We start from the raw sequence: 26,351 nt of genomic DNA, 5'->3' as shown, positions 1-26,351 counted from the left end.
GAACGGGTGCGCGCGGGTCCTTGAGTTACCGCCCCGCGGGGCCGGATTCGGGAGTACGGCCAATCATTGTCTACTGCCACCTACTGAAACATTGTTTCAGTAGGTGGCAGTAGACGTCGGTCGTGCTTCGCGGGACAGCGATCGCTCAGTCGCCCATCTTCACACCGGTCACCGGAGCCCCAGCCCGCGCGTAGACCAACGAAATCGCGCCCTTGGGGAACGCCACGGGCGGCTCCACCAACTCGAACGCCGCCGGCAGCGCGCCGTCGAAGAGCCGCTTGCCCGTGCCGAACGCGATCGGGTAGACGAACAGGTTGAGCCGGTCGACGAGGTCGTGGTCGAGCAGGTGTCGGGTGAGGTTGCCGCTGCCGATGATGTGGATCTCCTCGAAGCGCTCCTTGAGCGGCGGGATCTCGGTCGGCGGATCGGTGATCACCGTCGTTCCCGCCCACGCGGCTTCGGTCATCCCGTGCGAGGCGACGAACTTGGGTACGGCGTTGAGCTTGGCCGCGACCGGATTCTCGTTGGGCTGGTTGGGCCAGTAACTCGCGAAGATGTCGTACGTGGCCCGGCCCAGGAGCAACGCGTCGAGCCGGTCGATGCCGGCCATGATCGCCGCTCCGGATTCGTCGTCGACGTACGGTGCCTGCCAGCCGCCGTAGGAGAATCCGTCCTCCGGGTCCTCCTCGGGCCCGCCCGGCGCCTGGTACACGCCGTCGAGGGTGATGAACAGGTCGACTGCCAGAATGCCCATGTCGTGCTCCCATGTATGGCCACGCCGGCTGGAGCCGGGTGGCAGGCTGATCGCATGAACTGTGTGTTCTGCACCATCGCGGCGGGGGAGGCCAGCGCGGACGTCATCCTCGACGAGCCGGACTTCCTCAGTTTCCTCGACCGACGGCCGGTCTTCAAGGGTCATGCCCTGCTCGTGCCACGCGAGCACATCGGCACGCTGCTCGATCTGCCGCCGCGGCTGCACGCCGGGCTCACCGAGGCGGCGCAGCGGATCGCGGCGGCGATGGTCGACGGGCTCGGCGCGCAGGGGAGCTTCGTGGCCACCAACAACGTCATCAGCCAGTCGGTGCCGCACCTGCACGTCCATGTCGTGCCGCGCACCAAGGGTGATGGGCTGCGGGGGTTCTTCTGGCCGCGCACGAAATACGCGAGCGCGGCGGAGTCGGCGGATTACGCGGCTCGGTTGCGGGCGGCGTTGGCCGTGGAACGATGAACGCGACGAAGGGGCGTGCTGATGTTCGGAGTCGATGACATCCCGGATCTGACCGGACGCGTGGCGGTGGTGACCGGCGCGAACGGCGGCCTGGGGCTGCAGACCACCCGGGTGCTCGCGGCCAAGGGCGCGCACGTCGTCATGGCTGCCCGCAACGAGGGCAAGACCGAGCGGGCCGTCGAGGAGGTGCGGCGCGAGACTCCGCAGGCCAGGCTCACGACGATCCGGCTCGATCTCGGGAGTCTCGACTCGGTGCGCGAGGCCGCCGAGGCCATCGTCGACGTGGCGCCGCGCATCGACCTCCTCATCAACAACGCCGGCGTCATGGCCACACCGGAGGGTCGTACCGCGGACGGTTTCGAGACCCAGCTCGGCGTCGATCATCTCGGGCATTGGGCGCTGACGGCCCGGTTGTTGCCCGAACTCGTCGCGGCGCCGGCCGCGCGGGTCGTGACGGTGACGAGTTTCGCGCGTTTCAGCGGACGGCCGTTGGACTCGAGCAATCCGCATCTGCGTGGCCGGTACTCGGCGTGGCCGGCGTATGGCCAGGCGAAGCTCGCCAACTACCACTTCGGGCTGGGTTTGCAGGGCGTGTTTGTACGTGCCGGAGCGCGGGCCGCGAGCCTGATCGCGCATCCGGGCTTGTCGCACACGGACCTGCAGCCGCAGACGGTTCGCCTCGGCGGCGCGGGGCAGTCCGCGGGGTTCTGGGCCTGGTCCGCGCGGGTGGCGGGCATGCCACCGGAGCGCGGTGCGATGCCGCAGTTGCGCGCGGCGACGGATCCGGGGGCGCGCGGCGGGGAGTTGTACGGCCCTCGCTTCGGGACGTTCGGGCCAGCGGTCAGGCGGCCGATTCTGCGGCGCAACGCGGCGGCGATCCGGACGTTGTGGGAGGTCTCGGAGCGGGAGACCGGGTTGGCCGTCGGCCTCTAGATGAGCTGCGGCACGATCCGGTCGAGGACGGGGTATCGATGCGGCCCTGTGGATTACCGCTGAAGTCGAGCGCTGAGTGCGGCACACTGACGTTGTCAGGGGCATCACCTACTCTGGGTCAATCCAAAAGGGGGTCAAGCCGTGGGTACAGCAACGATCGAGAAGATGAGCCGAGAAGACGCACTTCGGCAGCGCGACGCGCTACTGGAGCAGAGCGGCGCAACGCTTGACGAGCTGCGCGAGCGCGCGGAGGATTATCTCCTGACTGCGGAGGAGGCGACCCTTCTGCGCCGCATCGAGGGCTTGACCTGGTTGCTCGGCGAGTGACCAGCCGGCGCGAGCGTGGGCGATCAGGCCTTCGAGTTCGCTCTGGTGGCGCCTCTCAGAGGGCCCGGTTTGGAGTTTGGGTCTCTGGTCAGGCAGAATGTCCGTTGCTCGCGCAAGTGGCGGAACGGCAGACGCGCTGTCTTCAGGTGGCAGTGTCCTTACGGGCGTGGGGGTTCAAATCCCCCCTTGCGCACAGGTGTCCTGGATCAGGACGCGCGGAAGCCCTCGAGCCCACCGGCTCGAGGGTTTCCGCGCGTCTTGGATTGGTCGAAGAGAGTTCACCGCCGGTCGCAGCAAAGATGGGCGTTCTCGGGCCGTCTCTCGATGTCACCTCCGCTCTGGTTCAGTTGAGTCATGGACGAGACACCTGACAGCGGGCAGTTCTTTATCCCAGCTGCCTCAAAGGCGGAGGCCATTGCACGCGTGTACTCGCTGACAGGAGCGCCTTCGCGGGGCACCCGAGGGGAGAAGGGTGCGATGCTCGCACTCCGCGACGCGCTGGACCTGGACATCGACACGGCCAGAACGAACGCACGCATGGGTTCCGAGATCGCCCTCTCCCTAGGGGTGGAGTGGTTGCCGGGCTCCTACGAGGACCGCAACACCGTCAATCTCGAAGGCCTGAATGCGCTCCTGAAGGGTGCAACCGAGGCCTATCATCTGGGCTCCATTCGCCGGCTGGCGGGCAACAAGCCGTCTTGGCTGGACGACCCGCGATGGGCGGCCTTCGAACCCGCACCATCAAAGATCGAGGCGGTCAACCGGATCAGCAACCTCACCGGTTCAGGGCCTGAGCGGTTGGGCCCGGGAAGCAAGGAGCAGAAGAGCGTGCTGATCAACCTGGCAAAGAATCTTGCGCCCCACGTCGACACCAATCTCTCGAAAACGAAACTGGGTGCAGCGCTCGCGATGGAGTTCGGAGCCCCGTGGAGCCCGGACTGCGAGTCAACCGGCGAGACCATTTCACTCGTTGGTCTCAACACACTCCTCGCTGGTGCCGAGTTGCGCTTGGGTACACTCGGCGCATCCCAGGCGATGCTTCTTGGAACCCCTGAACAGGAGGGTGCGGCGCTTGCCGCGGCCCTGTTCGACGGGTGGCAGCCCTCGTCCGACGACGCGGGTCGACGGCGAGTCCTCTGGGATGGGCCGAAGTCCATCCGTTGGATGGAGCAGCAGGGCCTGACTCGCGGTCCCAACGACAATGAGTGGCAGGGGTTCTACTTCGAGGCGAAGGGTCGCGAACTGCTCAACGCGGCCTTCGCCCCCAACCCAGATCCACCTCGGGCCAAGTACGGTCGCACCGAATTCGACTACTCGCTCGGATACGTCTGGGACCTCAAGGCTCACACCGAGCGGTGGCGAACGCCATCAACAGGGCAGGAGGTAAGGGGCCAGACGTCAACCCCCTTGAACGACCGAGAGGCTATGCGGGCCTGCATCGGCGAGCAGGGCTTGGGATTCCTCATGCTCAGCGGCGTTGGGATTGAGGACGAGGACGGTTCATTCGTCGCGTGGCACCGTGCACGCAAGCGGGCGAAGGGAGTCCGGTCTGCTGCCACGAACTCCGGGCGCTCGCGCCGACGGAAGGCGGCCTTCGAACCGCTCACCGTCGAGGCCTACTACTTCCACAACCTAGAGGCCTTGGATGCCGCCATCTCTGCCGGCCAGGTCAAGGACTTCAACCAAGGCAAGCAAGCCCCGAAGGGAGACATGGCTACTGGGAGCCCCCGGAGGCCGAAGTACGGCCTGCAGATCAACACGGCACGCAGTTCTGGGTTAGCGCTCGCCTCCTTCGACTGGACGAATTGACCTAACTGGCCTTCGGCTGTTCGGCGTCGTGCGCGACCGCTGCGAAGGCCTCAGACGAGAGCGCGTCGCCGACGGGGTTGAGATCTGCCTCGAGGACTGCCTTGACGAGTTCCTTTGGCAAGTCTGCGGCATCACGCAGGACGTGCGTCCGGAAGACGTGCCACGCGGCACCGACAGCGACTCCGTTGCCGACCTGCTTGTACGACGCGGAGTCCCGCTGTTGACCGAAGTTGAAGGAGCGTGGGAGCCCCTGCAGCCGCGCGGCCTCGTGAGGCGTCAACCGTCGACGCCGGGGCCCATAGATGGAGGTCTGGGTGATCGCGACCAAGGCAGGCAGATACGTCGCCGCCTTGGCACGAATGCCAGAGGGTCGGAAATGCATCACAGTTTCCCACAGGGAGGCGGCGTCCTGTGCCTGCCACTCAAGCTTGCGCCGCGATGCGGGGAAGTCGTTGAACTCCGGATGATCTTTGCGCCAGGCATCGATGACTCGTCTGTTGGCGTCGTAGAACCTGGCGTTCTTGACGAGGATCTGCCGCTTCCAAGGAGGAAGGTCGTCCAACTCAGCGGCGTCGAGGCTGCGCTCGGGTACCCATTCGTCCGACCACAGGGGGAATCCGGGGAGTCGCATCCCGGTGGAGGACCACATGCGCTGGACCAGATCGTCCCAGACGTTCACCCACGCTGTCTCCTGGGCACTGAGCCTGTATCGCTGTATGTCGGTGATCGCCTCGTCAGCGTCGAGCACCCACTCGCTCCGCCAGTCTGCTGCTTGCCAACCCTCGACAGGTCCGCGCGCCACCGTGACCGCCGGCCTCAGGCCTGCTTCCAGTTCCTCGCGGACGCGCTCGCGACCGATGTAGGTGCCGAGGATGAAGACCCGATCCCGCACCTGCGGCGTACCGCCTCGATGCGGTGGCAGGAAGTGTGGAGAGAAGACGGTAGGGGTGTCCGAAACGCGGTAGCCCAACTCCCGCAGGGTGCGGATGATCGTCTCCCACTCGTGCCGGTGGCGTGGGCCAGCGATGTTGCGGACGTTCTCGAGGAGCACCACAGCGGGCGTACGCTCCTCGAGGATCCTGGCGATGTTCCAGAACAACGTGCCACGGGCTTCGTCCATGCCCCGCTGATACCCAGATTTTGAGAAGGGTTGGCAGGGAAATCCTGCAGCCAAGACGTGATGCTCGGGCACTCCAACAGGCAGATCTTCAGGGGTGTCGAGCGTGATGTCGGTGTTGAGGACGGGCTGGTGACGCACGGGCAACGGCTCGATCCAGTTCCGAGTGTACGTCTCTCGCGCCTCGCGATCGATCTCCGAGACATAGACGCACTGGCCACCCGCATGGTCGAGCATAGCATGGAAACCTCCGATGCCCGCGAACAGATCGGCGTACTTGAAGGGGGCGCGCGGCATACCACCCAGCTTAGCTAAGGCATCAACCATGTCAAGTGGCGCTGAGGGCGAGTCGCTGGGCGTAGGCGTAGAACGCAGGTCGAGTGGAAGCTGGTCCGGATGCACGGGCTGATCCCTCCCGAGGCTGAGCCCGGTCGGGCCGGCCGCGTGGTAGTGAGATGGATTCACTTGACCTAATCAGTCGCCACCGACATCGCTCTGGGAGCGGCGAAGGCGCGAGGAGGTCGCCGCCCATCGCTGCCAGTACGCGCCCCTGCCCACTGGCTCACGGTATGAGCTTACGGAGAATCTGCAACGGACGTCTTGCTGCCTCGAAGACGTCGCTCTGGGCGACACAGTCGTGACCGAACTCAGATCCGATCTCCTCGAGAGCGGCGGCCAACTCGGGCACTTCGTCAGCCGAGTCCCGGGGCCAAAGTGGGAGACCGAGCAGGACTGCCCTGCCGGTGTCGGAGCTCTGCAGGAACGAGAATCCTTGTGACGTCTGCCTGTGTTGAACATCCAAGAGTGCCGTGTTCTTGAGCCCGGCAGCAACTTGGTTGCCGAATGGGAGCCACCTACTCTCGGGCAGACGCTCCCCCGCGAGCAGGTCGAGCATATCCAGCGCCAACCGCCAGTCGAGGAAGTGGTGTAAGCGGTGATTGTCGTACGATCTCAAGCAGTCGACGCAACCTGAAGAGCAACTGGCGTGCTCTGGGTGGGACCAATCATCCGCGACTCGCACCCGGGTTTCGGACAGCAGCCGGGAGAAGTTCTCCCGCCTCCCCAACTCGACTGCATACCCGGCACCGTTGTCCAGCGCGTCCGCCAGGAACACTCCCATCTGCCCCTGCTGCATCGGGTAGAGCCCCGTGACAAGCTCTGTGGGGTCGATGTCCAGGAGCCGTTTTGCACCTCGTCGCAGAACTTCGGTCAAAGACCAGAACGCCGAGTGCCCGGCCGGTAGAACACCGGAGCGAACGCTGATGGCACCGCCGGGAACGAAGGCCGCCGGTCCGAGACCGATGGTGAGCACGTCCGTGACTCTGAGTTCGCCAATGGCAATCTCCCTCGTCGGGCCCAGATTGTCCGGCGGCCAGCCCTGAGCATCGGGGTACAACGTCGGTTCGTCCACCAGCACGGAACGGTCGTTGTTCGTCGCAATCCTGAAAAGCCGGCCGTTGTTATCGTTGATCTGAAGGAGCCGGGCCTTCTCGTACACCCGAATGTGACTCCCTTTTACCTCGACGTCAGTCACCGGCTGATCGGTCAGCGCGAGGGCAATCTGACCAGCCTGCGGGGAATCGTCCGTCGAGTCACGATAGTCGGACGACTTGTAGGTCGTCCGGAACCCGAGCGGCTGGTGGACATTGAAAACTGCCAACTGAGCACTGCAGACCGTGCAGACAGGGTTTTCAGGGTCCACAAACGCACTCCCACAGTCGGAGCAAGTCCCCACTGCGAGAGCCTTCCCCAACGGGTCCTTGGGTCGGACCTTGTACCCAGAGTAGTCCCACGCGGCGAATCCCGCGACGACATGGACCGAACCATCGCGGACGATCTTGGCCCCGGGGGCAAACATCGAAACGGCCTGACCCAGGGGGCGCTCCGCGACGATGTTGTCCTTGTCCTTCCGATCCTTGATGGGCTTCCCTACAAGTTCGCGGACGCGGGAGGGAAATCCGAACATCGGGAGCACCCCATAGGTGGCGAGGCATTCGCTCAGTTCCGCCGTCACGCCACCATCGCGTGCGATAGCGGTGTCGATGCTGGCTAGGAGATCCCCATCTCGGGCCCACGAGACCAAGTCCGCTTTCTCCGTGGGACTAAGCGCCGTGTGAGCAGCGAACCGCTCGCACACCAATCTGACGTCTGGCATATTTCGGAGCCAGACGTCGACCTGCTCCCTTCGGATCTCCCATTCGCTCGTCAGGCCAAATGTGCCGTGGATACTGCTGCTGGTCCACTGCGGCATCGGTTCGGTGCGCAAGAAGGCCCGCCGAAGGACCTCGGCCGCGATCACACGCTGGATGATCCGGGGTTTGGCAAGATCCAAGAAGGGCTGCGGCGGGTCGTCGCCAGTCATACGCCCCGGCGTCGCATAGTAGTCGTCGTCATGCGTTCGGTCACGACAGACTGTTACCGCATACGAGAACGTCTGGCCACTTCGCCCGGCTCGTCCAACTCGCTGCTGGTAGTTGAACCGCTGCGGAGGCATGTTCGCCATCATTGTCGAACGAAGCGAACCGATATCCACGCCGACCTCCATCGTCGTGGTGACGCTGAGGACGTCAAGCGGAACGGTGAGGGAATTCTCCTCCGGTTCCGGAAGGAGCGCCCCCTTGAAAACTCGAGCACGCCGCCTTTGCTCGCTGAGTGGCTTGGTCTGGCCAGTCAACTCAGCGACCGCCATCCTCCGGGGAGCGAGTGTGGCAAGCCACGAGTAGTAACTGTCTTCAGAGATCTGATCGCGCGGGCGTGGCTCAAGAGCGGCCCTGTTACAGCCTCGATTGGCGCAGACGCCCCCAGACTCGTGCCCGTGCGCGAAGTTGCAGATCCTGCAGACATACATGGTGGTGCCACACGGAAGCAACGCCAAGGGCGAGCCGTGTGCGGAACGATTGATCAACCATCCCCGCACCAGCCCCTCCCGCCCCAAGGACTCTTCGACCCAGGACACTAGGACGTCTCGATCGAGGCCGTGTTCGGACGCAATCGCCTCGAGGTAGCCGGAGATGACCTTCGGAACGGTGTCCATTGGCTTGGCGTCACTGTCGGTCCATCGACCGCGCAGAGCCAGTATCCGCAATGATGAGTTCAGGATCTGGTGGCCCTCAACTGCAGGGAAGGGCGCGCCCTCATCGACGACGGCCATAGTGGTCGGGTAGGCGATGCCGACTGACTCCACGTCCATCGCTGCTCGAGCAAAGAGGGCATCGGCCAGAGACGTGTTCAACTTCTCCAGGTGCATGCTCGCTTCGCTGTGCCGGACGCGGACCGGAAGCGGAGTCCACAGGCCCTCGGTCGGCGGCACAAAAGCAGTCCACCACGGTGACTTGTCGGAGTTGACGGCTGAAGACGGTCCAGAGCCCGCCGGTGGGACCCCGAGGCCGACGAGGCGCTTGCTGATCTCCTGCCGGAGACTGGACCAGCGCAGGGGTCCTTGAGCGTCGAAGACTTCGGAGAGTCGCTGCTCGTCCTCTTCCGAAGCACTGCCGTTGGCAGCGCGCTGCACCACCGCTAGAAGGTCAAAGTGGGCGACCTTGAACTCCTCGAACACCTGACTCTCGTCGGGCGTCAGTGGCTCGAATCGAACTCCACGCTCGACGAGAGGCCTGATGCTGGTAGCGCCCTCAGATAGAACCTGCTGCGCCAGTTGGCGAATGAGGTCTCGATGGTGGTTGAGCGCGACCCCCGCGGCGGTTCGTGCCGCATCGTCACGAGAGTCAGTGAAGAGGATGGTGCGGCTCTCGTCCGAGGTCTCACCCATACTGCGGAAAAGTTGCGAGAGGTAGAGTTGGGTCGACTGGGCGGAGCCGGCTGTCTGGGCCCTAATCGGGCTTCGCACCACGCCTCGATAGAACTGCGCGCCGTTGGACTGGGACCTTGTGTCACAGGCAGGGCAGCGCTCAGGCAGGGCGGGGAGACGCAGTTCCTTGTCATCCGGATCGATGCCTGAGTAGGTCAATACCCACCCGTTGGAGTCTTCACCGTTGACCTCTACGAATCCCATTCCGTGGTCGAGCCGGGCCGGCGTAAAGGCCATCTTCACCTTGCCGGAGCCGCCTTTCCCGTCCCTGGCTGGCCCCACCTTCTCCCAGGAGACTTCCCTTTGGATGGGATGCTCACCGGGCCAGAACCAGACGTACTCGCTGTGGCTTCGGCGAAAAATCGGGGCGGTACCGGTAGGCGCGAGACCGACGTCTGATGAGCCGATGCTGAAGCCTTCGGGCTCGTCAGTGCCCCCGCGGTCGACGACAAACCCGCCGAGGCTGGCATCCCCGCAGAAATAGCAGTAAAGCAACTCGAGAACTCGGGATCCGCAACTGTCACAATTCGCTGTGGGAACAGCGAACAGTTGTCCGACGCCTCGACCCGGCGATGGAGTGACCACGCCGCTGCACTCACGATTCGAGCAGGCCCACAGCCCCCGGAGAGTCCGGACGAACTGGTGGGCGCGAAGCGGAATCCCCTCGTCGACGTTGCCCGCATCAGCAAGTCGCTGAAGCAGCCCGCGCAGGTGCTCGAGACCGACGTCCTCCTTTCCGAGCAAACGTTCTGCAATCCGAGCCGCTTCTGTTGCCCGAAAGCGACCCGATGCATCGTCGAAGCACGCGTGCGCCACTGAGGCGGTGAGGTCCGCGTCAGACGCGGCCGGGTCCAAGTCCTCCACCTGAGGCAGCTTCCGAGGCTGACCAGCAGTGATGAAGAAGCTGCGCGGCTCCAAGCCGAAGAACTGCTGAAGGTAGGCCGACGCTTCCGGGCCGTCCTGAAGGGATGCACTCGTCGCGATGACCCGAAGTTGCGGTGATTCCGGCTCCAGCCCCAGTCGCGAGAGAAGGTTTCTCACGACCATGGCTACCTCGGTGCCGGAGGTTCCTCTGTAGAGGTGAAGTTCGTCGACCACAAGGGTAAAGACGTGAGAGGGCGATTCGCCCAGCCAGGCGCGGGTCTGAGCGAACATTGACTCTTCGTGCTCCCGCATCAGCATCGCGTTGAGCATCGAGTAGTTAGTCACCAAGATGTCAGGTGGACTGTCCACCATGTCCCACCTCACGAGCAGTTCATGGCGCGAAGGGTCTGGGAACTGCGCCAAGTCGACGGCGGATCCGGAGGTGGCGAGCCGGTGGAAGTCGGCGCCCGCATCTTGAAGGTCGCGGCGGACCTCACTCACGGCAGAGTCGAACTTTTCCGGCCGCTTCGTGGACCCGAGGGTGACACCCGTGTACCGGCCAAACCAAAGTGGGCGGTCAGAGAGCCCCTCACCGATTGCACGGACGGATCGCCTCAGTCGGGTCATCTGATCCTCGACCAGCGCGTTCGTCGGGTACAAGATCAGGCTGCGAACCGCCGCCGGCCGTGACTCCAGCTGGCGAACGGGGCGCCACATGGCCTTGGGTCCGCCTTCCCACCAGAGCTGCGGCGCTGCCTGAGGAGCCCAAGACCTTGCTTCCTCGGCCAGCCGAAGCAGAACAGGAAGCAGGAAACTCTCGGTCTTGCCTGATCCGGTCCCCGAGGTGACCACGACGTTCCTACCGTTCGCGGCCCCGTTGTGGAAGTGGTGTAGCACGGCCTCGGCCTGGTGGGCGCGGAGCCGGAACGGAGTGCCGGGCGGGGTGAAGGCACCGAACAAGGCGCGCCCAACCAGCGAAGCAGACTCGTCCGAAATGCCCACCGAGCGAGTTGTCTGGAGCAGGTCATCGCTCGCCGGATAGGGCAACACCGGCTCGATCCAGCAGTCACTGAGAAGGCGGTCCCCCTGGGTCAGCAGATCCCGTCGCTCATCGATGAGCGACGGGTCACGGAGCCAGAAGGCCGTGTCGATGTACCGAAGGTAGGCCTGGGCGAGGTCGTCACGAAGGCTCAGGGGGTTGGTGGTCATGGGTGTCCTAGTTGCTCAGGAGGTGCTGCATGTGTTGGGCGACTTTTGGCGGCACCTCGCGATAGGCCACAACGCGCTGACGAGGCGAAATTGCGGGCGGGTGCCCGGAGCAGAGGGTGAGGGCTCGACCGTACAGTGCCGGCAGATCAGCGCCCAGCGGCACGAGGAAGGTGCTGGAATCGGGTAGGTACGCGGTTAGCGGGTGGCCGGCCGCCCGGGCCGCCAGATGCTTCACCAACTGCACTGTTGCCAGACGCCCCTGGCGTTTCACGGCCCCGGACTCATCGACCCAGATGTGAGCCTTCCGGAACGACTGGCTCAGCCTGTACGCGCCCGAGACTGCGAGCCCCGGGATGGGACGCCACGACGCGGTGGTCAGGTCAAAGATCTCTGCTGACCGGTACTCCGGGATGGCAGCACTCGGCAGGTTCTGCTGCAGAACTCCAAGCGTTGGAAGAACGCGCATCATGAGGTCGGCCGCATCACCAACGACGTAGACCGCATCCATACGGCTAGCCGTGGCCTCGGCCTCCCGCACCGTGAGGCCATGGACGAACCAACTGGTGATGTGGTCCCCGACAGATCGCCTCTCCGTAAGGGAACCGCCCTCAGCCGCGACCAAGTTCCCCAGTTGCTTTCGGTCCGCCGCAGACCAAACCCCCGCAAGCAAGAACTCGCCACTCGGAATCTGAGCAAGGTAGGCCGGGTTGCCCTCCCAAGCCTCAGGTTGAAGTCGGGAGTCGCGAGAGACATCGATGTGTCCGAGGACCTCTAGCGTCCGGACGAACTCGTCCACGAACAGACTCGAACCCTCGGCCTGCGTTGCAATCCGCTCGAGGGCGGGCATCGCACCACCTCCGACGTGAACAAGGGCGTCAAGGCACGAATCCCAACTCACGTCTGTTGGCTTGGCGGCGGGGGCCACGATCGTCAGGGGAGTCTGCGGAGCGCCCGGCCGGGCCGCAGCCCGCTGTCGTCGGGGCTTGGCTGGATACGTCTTCTGCAGGCCGCATTGAACGCAGGTGCCATTGATCACCTTGCCCTCGGCTTTGCCCATGAAGGTGGGCAACGCTATCCGGTGACGCCCAGTCATCACGCACGAGGTTGGGTCTGCAGTTCCCAGCACGATCGGCGGTGGAGGAACGGACGACTCGCGAGACCGAGTGGTCCACCGGGGTCGGCCCGGTAGCGACTGTGAACCCGGATCGCGGTCTGAGGCTCCGATGGTGTTCACGCCGTCGACGAGGACCTCACTATGACCGGTTGCCTGGACAGCAGAGAGTGCGCCCATGCCATTCGTGTCAAGTTCATAGTTCAGGCGCTCGCACGCCTCCCAGGACATGAGGTCGGGCGAGTCACCCGAGCGCAGTCGGAGGGTGCTGGCCGACAACGGCTCCTTGTCGTCGTCGGCGTACAACTCGACCTCATAGTCGCCGTCCGCAAAATCCTGTCCCTTCAAGGGCGCGACCAGAGCTTGAGCGTGTTCTTGCCACTGGTCGAGAAGTGTCCGATCGTCGCCCAGTTCCCATAGTTTGACCGTGATCAACTCCGCCTCGGCGACTGCTGCCCGGATCTCGGGCGGCTCCAGACTGGACCACTTTCGGATTCGGCCAGGTAGTTTGAGGCCCCGCGCGAACGCCATGTGAGCCGTGGTCAAGGGGATAAGCGGTTGGAGGTCCAGGTCCTTCGCATCCTTCGGCACGGAGTGCAAGCGGACGTTCTCGAGCATCACCCACCCATTCGGCAGACCCCTGATGGACTCCCGCTTTGTGTCGTGGGGGCCGCCGTACTGACCATCTACGCTGCCATGCGTCGCCACGACGTCTGACACCATCGAAACGAGCCTGTCATCATCTGCGACGAGAACCACGAAGTCCTCCATGAGTTGGATGCGTTCGACCTCGGTCCACGCTCCGACCAGTTCATCTCGACGGAGCACGACCACCCGCCGTGGTCGCCGCTTAAGGATGGATCCGTCCGCAGGGTCTTCGACCTCGACGAGGGCACCGGTCAGCGACTCTGGGTCCAACTTGCTGCCCGGCATTGGGCGAAGGCGGCCCCCCGGAGCCGGGACCACGCCCACCTCGGGCTGCCCTTCTGCGGACATGACCCGCAGAACACGCCCATCCACGGCTCCCCGCGGCGTCGTGACAAAACTTAGTTCGGCTGTGCGGCCACCGAAGGTCTTCCGAAGGACGAGCGTCAGGTTGATGCCATTCCTGGGCCGACTGCTGGCTGATCCGGACCGTCTCGTTCCGTCCCAGTGAGCCAACTCGACCGATGCGATCCCGCATATCCGCTCCCGAGCGGACCCTCGTCGCCAAAGGTTGGCAAGGTTGTTGGAGACCGGCGTCGGAACGGTGCCGATCCACGAATCAAGCAGTCGTTCGAGGTCTGACGGCACCAGTTGGCTACCTGGCGTGAGCCCAAAACTGTCAAAGAAGTCGGGGAGCTTTGCCCGATCGCCCGCTCGGATCAATGCCTGAGACTGCGGCAACCCCACGTACCGGTGCCCCAATGCGTACGCGGTGGGCAAGCCTAGGTTGCCTTCGTGTGCCTCGAGGTACTCATTGACCCCTCGCCAGAAAGACTCGGTCACGGTAAAGGCGGTCTTGAGACGCGCGGCCTCCGCTGAGTCGAGCCCAAGAAGTTGGTTCAGTCTGGGGTAGTACGCGTGCGCGGCCTCGGTGTCGTCGGCGCCCATGCGTGTGGCTGCTGCGACCAGCACCACGAGTAGGGCGACGACCGGCGGCGCGGACACACCCTCCGAGCCATCTGGGGCCGTAGGTGTCTCGCGAAGGGTTCGTCGCCAAGTTTGGAACCGAGAACGGTGTCGGGCGAGAGTCGCTGATCCTCGGTCGCCGAGTTGAAGGGTCGGACGAACCGCCGCCACAAGGCTCGCCAGCGGGTTCGCGGCGGTCAAACCCAAGGCCGACGCCGCGTCGCGCAGAAGATCCTCCTGAGGCTCCAGGTACCTGGGGACCCCTTCCCACGCCTCACCGAAGTACCTTACGGCGAGTTCCGTGTTCCAGCGGTCGTACTCTCCCCAAACATCCACGCCTACTGGCCTCCCTCACCTGTGTTGACGGCCACATTAGCGATGGCCACCGACAACGTTGCGAGGGCCCGACTGGATGTCAGCAGGCACTACGGCAAACAGGGATTGCTCTCCCGAGCAAAAGATGACAACACGAGTCCGCCTAGGTGTCCTGACCCGGCATCTGGGTCATCGTCGTCGGCTGGGACCGACCCTGACAACGAGTTTGTCAATTTGGCATGCTGTTTTGTCAATTACAGTGGCAAGGTCATCCGCGCCACAACAGAGGGCGCTGTCACCCCACTGTCCGTAGGTGGACCGAACTCAGTGGTGATGCCCACCCGATCTCGCCGGCTTCGACGGCTTGACCGTCGGCAGCACCCCCGGCGCGGCCTTGACCTCGACCGGATCACTCCCCAGGAATGCGAGCGCAAACCCGGTCGCGCCACTCGGCACGTCGAACACCACCGAACCCGACACCTGCGTCCGCTCGGGAATCCGGCCGTCACCGAGCTCCGCCCGGTACGCGCCCACGCGAGCGCCCTCGGGCGTGGCCATGACGAAGTCCTCGTTGCGCCACGTGATCGCGCCCGCGTCGGCCGACACCGACACCGGCACGGCGATCCGCCGATACCCCTTGGGCACCTCATCGGCCTCACTCATCGGACCCATGCCCTTCATCTTCGAGTGATCCACCTCGGCGTCGACGACCTCACCGACCCGCAGGTGACCCCCGGGCACCGCCGACCACGCCGGCCCACCGTCGTGCGGCGCGGCCCGCACGAACTGCACGCCCCAGATCCCGGCGGCGACGACCAACAGCACGGCCACCACGGCGAGTGGTCCGGCCAGACCCCGCCCCCACAACCGCGGGGGCGCGGCAACCGAAGGAACCATGACGAGTCCTCTCATCGGTACGAGTACCTCAACACGACCTGGTCGACCTGGGTGTCGAACGCACCCTTGGTGCGCGTGGCCGCCAGCCTGACCCGTACGTCGCCGCCTGTGCTGACGAATCGACCCAGGTCGCCACTGGCATACACCACCGCACGCAGATCCGCGGTGTCGATCGAATCGTCGGGCAGCATCCGCGTCCACGACCCGGCACGCCAGTCGTACAGCCACAGCGCACCCCCCGCCCCGGGCAGGTTGACCCGCGAGTCGACCACCGCCCCGAGCGTCGCCAGACTCCGCTGACCGGCCGGCAGCCGCACCGTCGCATACCCATCGATCCCGTGGCCCGACGACTTCGAGATGAACGCCGAAGGCACGAGCAGGCGGTTGCCATCCTCGTTCGCCAGGGTCGCGGCGGGGTCACCCCTGGGCGTACCACCGCGGAGCACCGTCCACCGCACCGCCGTCGCCGAACCGGCCGTCGCCCCCGGCACACTCACCCGGAAGCTCAGCCCGGGCGGTAGGGTCGGGTCATCCGGGGCGAGTTCGCCACTGACGTTGCCAGCCGCATCAATCGCCACGGCCCGCAGGACGCGATCGCCACCGATGACGACACCGGAGCCATAACGCATGCCATGGGTCGCCGACGGCATCGACCCGTCCAGCGTGTAGCGGATCGTCGCACCGGTCTCCGACGTCAACGTCACCGTCTGCGCTTCGGTGAAACTCCCACCGGCCGAGCTCGCCACCGGCACCGGCGGAGGAACGCTGTCGCGCGAGTTGTACTGCCCGAACGTCACCTCCACCTGGCTCGTCGGCGAGGGCCCGGTCACGGCCACCTTCGCGATGACCGAGCCCTTCGCATCGACCGGCGCCGTGGCCACCCACCCGGTCGGCACCGCGGCACTGACCATGTACTTCGTGCCGACGTTGGCCGAGAAGCTCGCCAGACCCGAGGCATCGGTCACGGCCGTCCCCAGCGCCGTCTTGCCATTGGTACTCCACAGCGTCACCGTGCGGTTGGCCAGCGCCGGTTCGACCTCGTCAACCTGGGCATCCCGGTCGTAGTCGTGGAAGACCCGCACGGAGACGACACCGAGTTGGATGAACCCGAACGACGCCGTTCCGGTCTCACCGCTGGGCACGCTCACCCGGGTGACGCATCGCCGCTGGCCCTGGCCGTACGCCGCGCAGCCCGCCCGGTTGGTCGACGTCCACACCGGCACGGCCGGGTCGCTCGAGCGCTCCGGCGAGATCATCTCGATCTCGTACGTGTTGCCAGGCAGCGGGTAGAAGTCCGCTCGACCGTCGTTGCCCGTGTCCAGCAGTTGCCCCGCACCCAAGCCGCCATCGGACAACACCGGATACACCGACGCGGTCCACCCGACGAGCTTGCTCTCCGAGCCCTGCTTGACCCCGTCGTTGTTGGCATCGACAAACGGCACGGCCACCATGCGCACGTACGGGTTGCGCACCCGCAACGTCGCCACCTGGGTCGTCTCCGACAGGAGCGTCGTCTGGCACGACGACGGGCCGCACGAGAATCCGGGCGTCGCGCCGCTCGTCGTTGTGGTCGTCTCGCCCGCGCCGCCGCGCAGACTCCAGTCCGCGGGCAGGCTCGGCCTGATCGTCCACGCACCTGGGCGGAGTCCCGTGATGGCCGGATCCGGGTCGACGAAGGTCGCCACGCCATTGGCGTCGGTCGTCGCCGTCACCGTGACCTGCCGCTCGGGCGGCCCGCCGACCGCGGTGACCTTCCAGCCCGCCTTCGAACTCTCCCCGGTGTCCTGGGTCGAGTTGTCGTTCGCGTCGTTGAAGACCTTCACGCTCAGGCCCGCCTTGCGGGCGAATCCCACCGGGGTGTCGCTCGCCGGAGCGCGGATCGCGCCCTCGGTCACGGTCACGGTTGCCGGCAGTTTCCGCGTGGGCAGCCAGCCGGCCTGGTCCGAGGTCACGGACCAGTCTCCCGGCACGAGCCCGGAGAACACGGCGATCCCGTGGGCGTTCGTGGTGGCCCGGCGCACGTCCGCGCCCTGGGACAGACTCACCGACCAGCCGTCCAACGCGGTTTCACCAGCGCCAACGGCACCATCGCCGTCGACATCGTTGAACAACCGCACCCCGGCCTCGCCGAGTTTGACCTGGCCGAACGAGACCTCCGCCAACGCGTTCTCTGCAGTGAGGTCGACCCGTACCTTGCGCGGAGTCGTGATCGCCCACCCATCGGGAGCACTCACAGCAAGGTCGTACGCCCCGCGACCGACGGAGAAGTCCGCCGATCCGGACGCGCCGACGGTCGCACGCATCTCCGGCGACGACGCATCGGCCGGGGTGAGCGTCAGGGTCGCGCCCTTGGCGACACCTTCACCCGTGCCCTGCGTCCCGTTGGCGTTGCCGTCGTCGAACACCGACATGGACAGGCTCGTCTGCTCGAGCGGCTGCAGCGGGTGGTACTCCGAGCGGTACGGGTTGTCGCCGTCGAGCATCGAGGTCGATCCCGCTGCCAACGGGTCCGGCTGCCACAGCCCACCCGTCGTCGCCGGCTCGTAGGCCCGCAGGATGCCCCACATGCCGCCGGAAAGGTGGTTGTACGCCACCGGGTTGCGGTAGAGGTAGTCACCGGACTGACCTGCCCCGGCCGCGTCGAGATCGAGGTTCAACGCCCGGTTGACGGACACGCCACCCTGCGCCCCGACGAGATCGGAGTTCGGATCGCCGGGCTGTCGCCGCCAAGCGTGCCCGCTGATCTCGATGGAGTTCTGGCGCGGTTTGTCCCCGCCCTGCACGAGCCGCACCCGCACCGGGTCACCCGCGTACGCCCGGAAGATCGGCGTGGCCGGATCGCCGTGCTCGCGCGAACTGAACACGTTCGCCAGGGCCACGCCGTCGATCGGGTTGGTCGGGGTCGCCGTGATCGGGTCCCGACCCACGCGGTGGCGGAACGGCTCCGAGGCGTAGTTGAAGCCCTTCTCGCCTTGGTCCTCGGCGTCGACCGGAGCCGAAGCCTCGCCGGGCGCCGGTGGGTGGTCGGCCGGGTCGGCGATGATGGCGCCCTGGGCGTCCCGCAGGTTGACGCCGTCCTGCACCTGGAGCGTGAACTCCCGGAAATCGGGCTGACCGGGCACCCGGATGTCCGCGACCGGGCCACTGATGATCGGGTCGCCCGAGATTGCGTCGTGGTACGTCGCTCCGGTGGGTTCGATCGTCAACGAACCCGACAGGCCGTGGTGCCGGTGACCGCGCACGTCGCCGTAGTCGGTGAGGTTGATCGCCCCGAGCTGGCCCGGGCTGACGTCATCGGCGAACCACCGGTAGAGGATCTTCTCGCCCGGCGCCACGCTCTGGTCGCGGTTGAATCCGACCGTCGCGCCGTCGGACCCGCGCACGTCGTACTTGAGCAACTGCGGGTGCAATGACACGCGTAGCCCGGCGGGGGTGCCGGTCGGCGGTTCGAGCGGCAGTGTCGGATCGCCGTCCGCGGCGCCGAGCGGTCCATGCGCCCTCGCGAATGCGCCGTTGGGGTCAATGCGGTTGTGCAGCGTGACCTCGATGCAGTCGCCCTCGTTGGCGCGGATGGCCAGCGGTTCGGGGTGTGCCCGCACGCGCGCCACGGCCTCGTCGATCGTCTCGCCGGGCCGGGCCGCGACGTAGACGAGCCCGTACGGATCGTGGTCACCGGCTGTGTTGTACGTGATTGTCGCGTCGGTGGCGGCCACGCGGAACTCCGTGGTCGGCGCTCCGGTCGGGCACACCTTCCCCGGTGCGTTCGCCAGTGGCGGAGCCTCGTGCGTGACGGCGAAGTTGGTCGTGCCATTGACCGCCTGCGGAACGTTGTCCGGCAGCGGCCGCAATTGCTTGTCACCCTTGCCGAAGACCCGCATGAGCCCCCACATGCCGAGATAGGCGTCGTCGGTGCCGGAACTCGTGTACAGGTAATCGCCGCGGCAATCGGTGTTGATCGCGCAGTCCATCTCCGGCAGCTCGAAGTTGAACGCCTCGGAGACGCCGAGCGATTTCGAGCCGACGACGGCCGACTTCGGGTTGTCCGGCTCGTCACGCCAGCGCATGCCGTGCAGGGCAAAGGTGTGCTGCTCCTCCTGCGCCCCGGCGATGAGGCGAATCCGCACGGGGTCACCCGAGTACGCCTTCAACACGGGGGTTTGCGGATCGCCGTGCAACGTCGAGCTGAACACGTGGGCCGGGTCGGTTCGCTTTCCGTTCACCGTGTCGCGCAGCACGAACGGCGCATTTCGGTAGTTGATGCCCATGACGCCCGGGTCGTTCGAGGCGTAGGTCTCCGGTGCGGCGGGCGGGTTGAACGTGTCGGCCGCGTTCTGCGGGTTGCCTCCGGCCTTCGTCAGGGGCACGAAGTCCTGGAACGCCAGGCCGAACTCGCGGAAGTCGTCGCTCGACCCGGGGCCGATGACGTCGAACGTCGCACCCGCCGCGGTGCCCTCGCACGACGCTCCGCACGGAGTGCCGTTGGCCGAGTCGTTGATCGGCTGCTGGTACCGCCCGGTCAGGCTGTCGCGGAAGTCCATGCCCGTCGGCTCGACGATCAGGGCGCCGAACAGACCTCGACCCTGGTCGACCGCCGGGAAGTGGTGGTCGTGGGTGAAGACGGTGCGCAACTCGTAGTCGGCGTACCACCGCTCGTGGATGGTCTGGCCGACGGCCTTGGGCTGCGCGGTTGGGCTGTACCCGTCAGCGCCGGGCAGCGCGAGGCGGCACGCGCCGGCGGCCTCGTCGGCCGAGCACGGCCGCGTGCCGTCGATGACCTCGGCGTTGAAGTCCGACTGGAGCTTGGTGAACGCCGCCTGCTGGTAGTTCCAGCCGTTGCTCGACCCGTCCGATCCCGTGACGTCGAACTTCACGAGGTGGATGTGCTCACCGAACATGTTCGTCTGCTGGAGCACCTGGAACGCGTCGTTGCCGTACCAGTTCGGCAGCCGGTTGGTGAGGTTGAAGTTGACGCAGTCGCCGGCGTTGACGCGGATGAACAGCGGCTCGGGCTTCATCGTTCCCGCGTCGATGGCCGGGACGTCAGCGGTACGCACGAGCATGCGTCCCTGGGTGTCGTGCCAGCCCGCCTCGTTGTACGTGATGTCGGTCTGGAGCACGGTGACGTTGTAGGTGACCTCACGGGCGCCCGTCGGGCAGGGGTCGCCCAACGGCGCTCCGGGGAGTGGATCGGAGCCCGGATACCCGCGCTTCTGGACGCGGCGTTCGGTCTGCAGGGCCCTCGCGACGTCGTTGCCGCGGGTGCTGATGGTGACTGGGTCGGTCGAGGTCAGGGCCCGGACGTTGCGCGCCGGGTTCTCGAACGTGACGACCCACGGGTCGGTGGTGGTGCCGCTGCCGCCGACATTGACGGTGGTGATTTTGGTCAGCGCCTCGAGCGCGGCCTTGACCGTCGAAGCCGGAGCGTCGTCGGCGATGGGTGCGGTGGTCTGGCCACGGTAGGCCAGGGCAAAGGTGCCGCCGGTGCGCTGGGTCGAGATCTCCTGGACCTGGTTCAGGAGCGTCGTGTCGAGACCCTGCCCCGCGACGATCCGCGTGGCCGCGCTGCCGTCGGCCTCGGTGACCGTGTTCGGCGGTTGCGGTGCCCGCCACCCGAATGTGCCGGGGATGAAGCGCGGGTAACCGGGATTGTCGGCCGTGGCCGCCGGAGTCGTCGTACGACGATCCGGTAGTTCGAGCAGGGGCCGGACCCGGATGCCGTCGGGCGTGGTGCCGCGGCCGTCCTCGCGCACGTCATGGGTGCGGAACAACGACCAGAACCCCTCGGCAAAGTGCGGGTAGAGGTGGCAGTGGAAGATCGCGTCTCCGACCGTGCCGTTTTTGCTGCCCGCGCCGAAGAGGAGGTCGGCGGTGAAGGTCTCGCCCGGCGAGTAGGTCTGCGAGTCGATCGTCGTGCCGGTCGGGCGCCGGTTCGCGTTGTCCGGCGTGGTCGGGTTGCTCCCCGCCGTGCCGACCTCACGAGGCTCCGAAAGCCATTGATGCGCGTGCATGTGGAAGACGTGGGTCTCCTTGACCCCCGCGTGCCCGAAACGGATCTTCGTCGGGTCGCCCTTGTAGGCGTGCGTCACGTTCGCGGTCCAACAGCTCGCCGGGACGCGCGTGCCCGCGATGACGGGCATCATCATCGCCGGGTGGCCGTTGCCGTCGTCGTTCTGACAGTCCTCCGGGTCGGTGCCTGCCGTGACCGGCCAGCCCCGGCCGCCGGGTGTCTCGCCGCCGCTGGCGAGTTTGACGAGGGCCGGATCGCCGTACGTCCAGGAGGAGAGGGAGGTCTCCTCACCGACGCAGTCGGGGCAGCGTTGCTTGTCGCGGTTGCGCTGCGCGTCGGCGCCGTAGTTGAAGCCGAAGCCGATGCCGGGGATCTCGTCCTGGGAGATCTGGACGGTCTCGCGGAAGGTTGTGCCGGAGGACTGGGTGATGTCGGCGTCGAGGTACAGCTCGCCACTGACCTCGGCGACGTTGCTCGTCGGGTACAGCGGCAGGCCGGTGCGCGGGTCGGCCCACGTGGAGCCGGCCGGTTCGACGGCCAAGCCGCCCCAGAGGCCGTGTGTGGTGCTGCCGCCCTCGGCCTCGCCACCGGCGGGGATGCCCTGGTCCTTGAACAGGAACAGGCCTTCGCTGGAGGGCGCACGCCAGGCGTAGGTGATGGTCTGGCCGATCCCGACCGTGGTGTCCTCGTTGTAGCCGACCTTGCCGCCGTCGGAGGTGGCGGCGTTGTAGGCGACGCCGGCGGCGTGGAGGGAGACGCGGGGGTTGGTCACCGCGCCGGCCAGGGCTGTCGGGTCGAGCCGGTTGGTGAACGTGATCGAGACGCATTCGCCCTCGTTGGCGCGCAGGACGAGGGGGCGCGGGCGCAAGCGGCGGTTACTGGCCGGATCGGCGTTCGGGTCGGCGTTGAGGGGGAGGAACCAGTTCTTCACGGCGGCCCGGTCCTGCTCGAGGACGTAGATCATGCCGTGGGGGTCGACATCGCCGAATCGGTTGTAGGGGATGGGGACGCTGAGGGCCGCGACGTCGTACTGGCGGGCCGCGTTGGATGCGGTGCAGGACGTGGAGGTTGCTGCGGTGGCTGCGGACGCTGCCGACGTGTCGGCGGACTGCAGCACCGGGACGAACTGGGTCGCGCCGGCGAGGACCGCGGCTCCGACCGCCGCGGTCGCGCGGGTCAGGGACCGCGTGTTCCACCGGGTCGCGGCGGAGGCGGGATCGCGGTGCTGTCCTCGTGTCGGTGCCGTGGCCGCCCGGCGCCGGGGGCTGGTGGCGAGGGGCGTGACGATGACGAGGCACACCAAGCCGGCGATCGCGGCGTCGGCGAGCAGTCGCGCGGGGTCGAGGGCGGGTCGCGGTCCGGTTGTCAGGAACCAGCTCCGGACCACGCTGAGTTGAATGGTCAGGGTGGCGTAGGCCGCGGCTGCGACGAGGACGCCCACCCAGCGGGCGGTGCGGTGGTCGGAGCGGCTGCTGCCCCCTCCGGCGCGCAGCCAGCGGAAGGTGTCTGCGGCGGCACGCTCGCCAAGCAGGAACACCAGCGCCACGAGCGGGAGTGACTGGAGAGTCTCGCTGGCCACCGTCGCGAATGATGCGTCGGTGCCGCGGCCCTGGAGGGGCACCCGCAGGAGGTGGGACAGCAGCGCGATCCCGATCGTGGCGAGCCCCACGCGGATCAGGTAGCCCTTGGCTCGTGCCCATCCCGCTCGACTGTGATCCGTCACCCAGCGTTCCATGGTGCTGCACCTCGCTCCGGCAGACGGAGCAGTCCCTGACTACCGAGCCACACAGCATGGCCCGGTAGGGAGTCGCCGCCCCCTGCGCGCACGAGACTCCCGCGTGGACCTTGGGAACACCTTGGAGACCGGCAAGGCCGTTCTTCACGACGACGTGACGCGTCGAGAATCGGCTGAACGCACGAGACTCCCCAGGGCGAAAGCCCCGAGGAGTCTCGTGCAAGAAGTGAGCGTCGGACGTCTGATGCCGATCAGAACATGGTGTTGTCGTTGGCGGCTTCGCTCGGGATGTCCTGGATGACATCCCAGTGCTCGACGACCTTGCCGTTCTCCAGGCGGAAGACCTGAGTTGGGTCACTTGAGTAGTTTCTCGGGACTGGGATCGCTCTGACCTGTGGCGATGTGTTTGGTTAGTGTGTCGCTAAGGCACTAATTTGGTGGGAGGTCGCGCGGTGGTGTGGGTTCGGCGGGTGCGGACGGCTTCGGGTTCGACGGCTGTGCAGATCGCTGAATCGGTCAACGGCCGGCGTCGGATTGTGCGTCATGTCGGCTCTGCCCGTGACGAGGCCGACCTCGGGTTGCTGATGGAGGAGGCGCGGCGCCTGCTGGCTGATGAGCGGCAGGGCGTGCTGGACTTGGGGATCACGCCGGTGGCGGCGAAGGCGGTGATGGTGCCCCCGCCGGAGGGGTCGGGCCTGTTCGCCGAGCCCGCGGTGAAGCCGGCGGCGCGGGCGATGGTGTCGAGGTCGCGGGTGCTCAAGACGTCCTCGGGTCTGTTGTACGAGGCCCTTGCCGGGGTATACACGGATCTGGGGTTCGACGTCGTGGCCGATGAGAGTTTCCGTGATTTGGTCATCGCACGGGTGGTGGAGCCGACCAGCCTGCTCGACATCGACCGGGTCCTGGCCGAGTTGGGGCAGCGGGCGGTGAGCCTGTCGACGCGGAAGCGAACGCTGCGCCGGGCGCATCAGGGGATGTATCGCGACCAGATCGCCGCGGCATGTTTCGAGCACGTCACCACCACCGGTGATGTGTCGTTGGTGCTTTACGACGTCACCACGCTCTACTTCGAGGTCGAGAAGGAGGATGACCTGCGTAAGGTCGGCTACTCCAAGGAACGCCGCGTCGATCCGCAGATCGTGGTCGGGTTGCTCGTTGACCGGCGCGGGTTCCCACTTGAGATCGGCTGCTACGAAGGGAACAAGGCAGAAACGGCCACAATCGTCCCGATCGTCAAGGCGTTCCAGGCTCGTCACGGCCTGGCCGACATGGTCGTGGTCGCCGACGCCGGGATGCTGTCCGGGTCCAACCTCAAAGCCCTCGACGAGGCGAACCTGCGGTTCATCGTCGGATCGAGGGTGACCAAGGCGCCCAAGGACCTGGAGTCCCATTTCCGCTGGCACGGTGACGCGTTCACCGACGGGCAACTCATCGACACCCTCACCCCGCGCACCGGGCACACGGTCGAGAACGACCCGAAGATCAAGGCCGAACCGGTGTGGGATCGCAATCAACATCCCGGGTCATGGCGGGCGGTGTGGGCGTACTCCGCGAAACGGGCCGCGCGAGACCGCACCACCTTGACCCTGCAGGAGAACCGAGCCAAAGCCGTGGTTGCCGGTGAAAAGGCCGCGCGGACACCGAGATTCGTCAAGAGCCGCAACGGTTCCCGCACCCTGGACCAGGCCTCACTCGCGCGGGCGCGGCGACTGGTCGGTTTGAAGGGGTACGTCACCAACATCCCCGCCGAGCTGATGGCCGCACACGAGATCATCGCCAGCTACCACGACCTCTGGAATGTCGAGCAGTCGTTCCGGATGTCCAAGACCGACCTGCGCGCCCGACCCATGCTCGCCCGCACCCGCGACGCGATCGAGGCCCACCTCACCATTGTGTTCACCGCCCTCGCCGTAAGCCGCGAAGTGCAGCACCGGACCGGGCTGTCCCTGCGACGCGTCCTGCGCACCCTGAAGCCGCTGCGTTCAGCCACCGTCGAAATCAACGGCGTCATCACGACCATCCCACCCGCACTAAACACCGACGAAGCCGCCATCCTCGAGGCGCTGACTCGCCCGACCTCAAGGCACTAAGCCGATTGACCCAACTCAGGAGACTCCTCAGGGCGAAAGCCCCGAGGAGTCTCGTGCAAGAAGTGAGCGTCGGACGTCTGATGCCGATCAGAACATGGTGTTGTCGTTGGCGGCTTCGCTCGGGATGTCCTGGATGACATCCCAGTGCTCGACGACCTTGCCGTTCTCCAGGCGGAAGATGTCGGCCAGCGCGCGGCCGGGCGTGCCCGGCTTCAGCACGAGCTCGGAGTGGGTGAAGACGAGGTCGCCCTCGGCGATGACCCGCTTGATATTCAGCTCCAGTTCGGGGTTCTCACCACGAAGCCACTCGACGAATCCGATGAAGGCCTCCGCGCCGTCCGGAGCCTGGGGGTTGTGCTGGATGTAGCGGTCGCCGAGGTGATCGGCGACGGCCTTGGCCGGATTGCCGTCGAACGCTGTCTGGTAGAAATCGACGGTGATCTGCTTGTTCGTGCTGAGGTCGCTCATGCTCATTCCGTTCGGGGTGGGAAGCGGTCGATCGCCGCTGTGACATTCATGAGATTACGAACCTCCGCCCTGGGGGACGAGGTGCGCGGGCGCCTGGCTATGGTCAGAATCGGACACGTCCTGCGGTTGGCCCTCTTGCAGTCGACGCGCAGGACCTCGGGCCGCAGTCGCCCCACCCACCTGCTGACATCTGGCATCGTGGTGGCAGTCACTCCGACTACACATAGGGGGAAATATGTCTCGTCGTACCACCACGTTTTCCGCGCTCAGCGCCGTTGCGCTCGCTGTCGGGGGAGCTCTGGGCGTCGCTTCGCCCGGCGCCACCGCAGCGCCGGCCGCTGCGGGCGCCGCCACGACCACGAAGGCCGCGAAATGCTCGACCACGGGGAAGTCGTTCCGGAAGGTCAACACCACGGGCGTGCCGGCCAGGGCCGCGCACACCGCTCGACGCCTCCAGACCGATTCGAAGGACTGTGACAAGCGGGCCCTGGTCTGGCGCGCGAAGAAGGACCGGACGCGCCTGGCACCGGCCGGGATCACGCCCGCGCAGGCACTCGCCATCCCCGACAGCCCGCGCGGCCGGTACTGGCTCACGGCCAAGGCGCTGAGCCTCAAGCCGGGCACCATGAAGACGAAGCTCGGAACCCACAAGGTGTGGCCGCGCGTGGCGGCACCGGCCTACGCAAACAATGCCTCAGCCTGGCGCGAGCTCGTGACCTCGGGGATGTACACCCAGCGTGAGGTCAACGCCATGCGCCGCAGCGGCGGCTACCTCGGGTTTGCCGTCGGCGTGAGTGCCGGCGGTCGCTGGGTGTTCGCCGGCAA

General features: G+C 66.3%; 13 protein-coding genes and 1 tRNA gene. 7 read left to right on the top strand and 7 right to left on the bottom strand.

Going from position 1 to position 26,351, the window contains the following annotated elements; all coding sequences use genetic code 11:
- Positions 1-145: 145 nt before the first annotated feature.
- A complete protein-coding gene (locus tag KD1_RS09005) occupies positions 146-754 on the bottom strand; it encodes a dihydrofolate reductase family protein (RefSeq protein ID WP_068400739.1) in 609 nt (202 codons plus the stop codon).
- A 54-nt stretch (positions 755-808) separates the two neighbouring features.
- Between KD1_RS09005 and KD1_RS09000 the strand changes: the two genes are divergently transcribed.
- The 5 genes from KD1_RS09000 (at position 809) to KD1_RS08985 (ending at position 4,297) form a co-directional block, all read left to right on the top strand.
- Positions 809-1,228 carry an HIT family protein gene (locus KD1_RS09000; RefSeq protein WP_068400736.1) on the top strand — a complete coding sequence of 140 codons (420 nt, stop codon included), beginning with the start codon at positions 809-811 and terminating at the stop codon, positions 1,226-1,228.
- Positions 1,229-1,249: 21 nt separating this feature from the next.
- A complete protein-coding gene (locus tag KD1_RS08995; RefSeq protein WP_217995849.1) occupies positions 1,250-2,161 on the top strand; it encodes an oxidoreductase in 912 nt (303 codons plus the stop codon).
- Between the two features lie 141 nt (positions 2,162-2,302).
- Positions 2,303-2,488 carry a hypothetical protein gene (locus KD1_RS16570; RefSeq protein ID WP_157073261.1) on the top strand — a complete coding sequence of 62 codons (186 nt, stop codon included), beginning with the start codon at positions 2,303-2,305 and terminating at the stop codon, positions 2,486-2,488.
- 110 nt (positions 2,489-2,598) lie between these two features.
- Positions 2,599-2,681: transfer RNA gene (locus KD1_RS08990), tRNA-Leu, on the top strand.
- A 161-nt stretch (positions 2,682-2,842) separates the two neighbouring features.
- On the top strand, positions 2,843-4,297 hold the full coding sequence (locus tag KD1_RS08985; protein ID WP_157073260.1) for a hypothetical protein: 1,455 nt from the start codon (positions 2,843-2,845) through the stop codon (positions 4,295-4,297).
- Position 4,298: 1 nt separating this feature from the next.
- On the opposite strand, the gene dcm is transcribed toward KD1_RS08985, so the two are convergent.
- The 5 genes from dcm to KD1_RS08960 form a co-directional block, all read right to left on the bottom strand.
- On the bottom strand, positions 4,299-5,711 hold the full coding sequence (gene dcm / locus KD1_RS08980; protein WP_068400730.1) for a DNA (cytosine-5-)-methyltransferase: 1,413 nt from the start codon (positions 5,709-5,711) through the stop codon (positions 4,299-4,301).
- Positions 5,712-5,976: 265 nt separating this feature from the next.
- Entirely contained in the window at positions 5,977-11,292 is a 5,316-nt protein-coding gene (locus tag KD1_RS08975; protein WP_068400727.1) for a DEAD/DEAH box helicase family protein, read from the bottom strand.
- 7 nt (positions 11,293-11,299) lie between these two features.
- Positions 11,300-14,350 carry a hypothetical protein gene (locus tag KD1_RS08970; RefSeq protein ID WP_157073259.1) on the bottom strand — a complete coding sequence of 1,017 codons (3,051 nt, stop codon included), beginning with the start codon at positions 14,348-14,350 and terminating at the stop codon, positions 11,300-11,302.
- 303 nt (positions 14,351-14,653) lie between these two features.
- Positions 14,654-15,226 carry a hypothetical protein gene (locus KD1_RS08965; RefSeq protein ID WP_157073258.1) on the bottom strand — a complete coding sequence of 191 codons (573 nt, stop codon included), beginning with the start codon at positions 15,224-15,226 and terminating at the stop codon, positions 14,654-14,656.
- Between the two features lie 11 nt (positions 15,227-15,237).
- Positions 15,238-22,968 (bottom strand): SdrD B-like domain-containing protein, encoded by a 7,731-nt coding sequence (locus KD1_RS08960; RefSeq protein WP_068400717.1) that lies wholly within the window; start codon positions 22,966-22,968, stop codon positions 15,238-15,240.
- A 452-nt stretch (positions 22,969-23,420) separates the two neighbouring features.
- On the opposite strand from KD1_RS08960, the gene KD1_RS08955 reads away from it, so the two are divergent.
- Positions 23,421-25,058, top strand: coding sequence for an IS1634 family transposase (locus KD1_RS08955; RefSeq protein WP_068400713.1), 1,638 nt, complete (start codon positions 23,421-23,423; stop codon positions 25,056-25,058).
- Positions 25,059-25,145: 87 nt separating this feature from the next.
- On the opposite strand, the gene KD1_RS08950 is transcribed toward KD1_RS08955, so the two are convergent.
- On the bottom strand, positions 25,146-25,526 hold the full coding sequence (locus tag KD1_RS08950) for a nuclear transport factor 2 family protein (RefSeq protein ID WP_157073257.1): 381 nt from the start codon (positions 25,524-25,526) through the stop codon (positions 25,146-25,148).
- Positions 25,527-25,761: 235 nt separating this feature from the next.
- Here KD1_RS08950 and KD1_RS08945 point away from each other — a divergent pair.
- Positions 25,762-26,351: hypothetical protein (locus tag KD1_RS08945; RefSeq protein WP_217995848.1), on the top strand; the 590-nt coding region annotated here is incomplete at its 3' end.

This window comes from Kribbia dieselivorans NBRC 106261 (assembly GCF_001552435.1).
Lineage (GTDB): Bacteria > Actinomycetota > Actinomycetes > Actinomycetales > Dermatophilaceae > Kribbia > Kribbia dieselivorans.
This window is presented reverse-complemented; position numbering and strand designations above follow the sequence as displayed.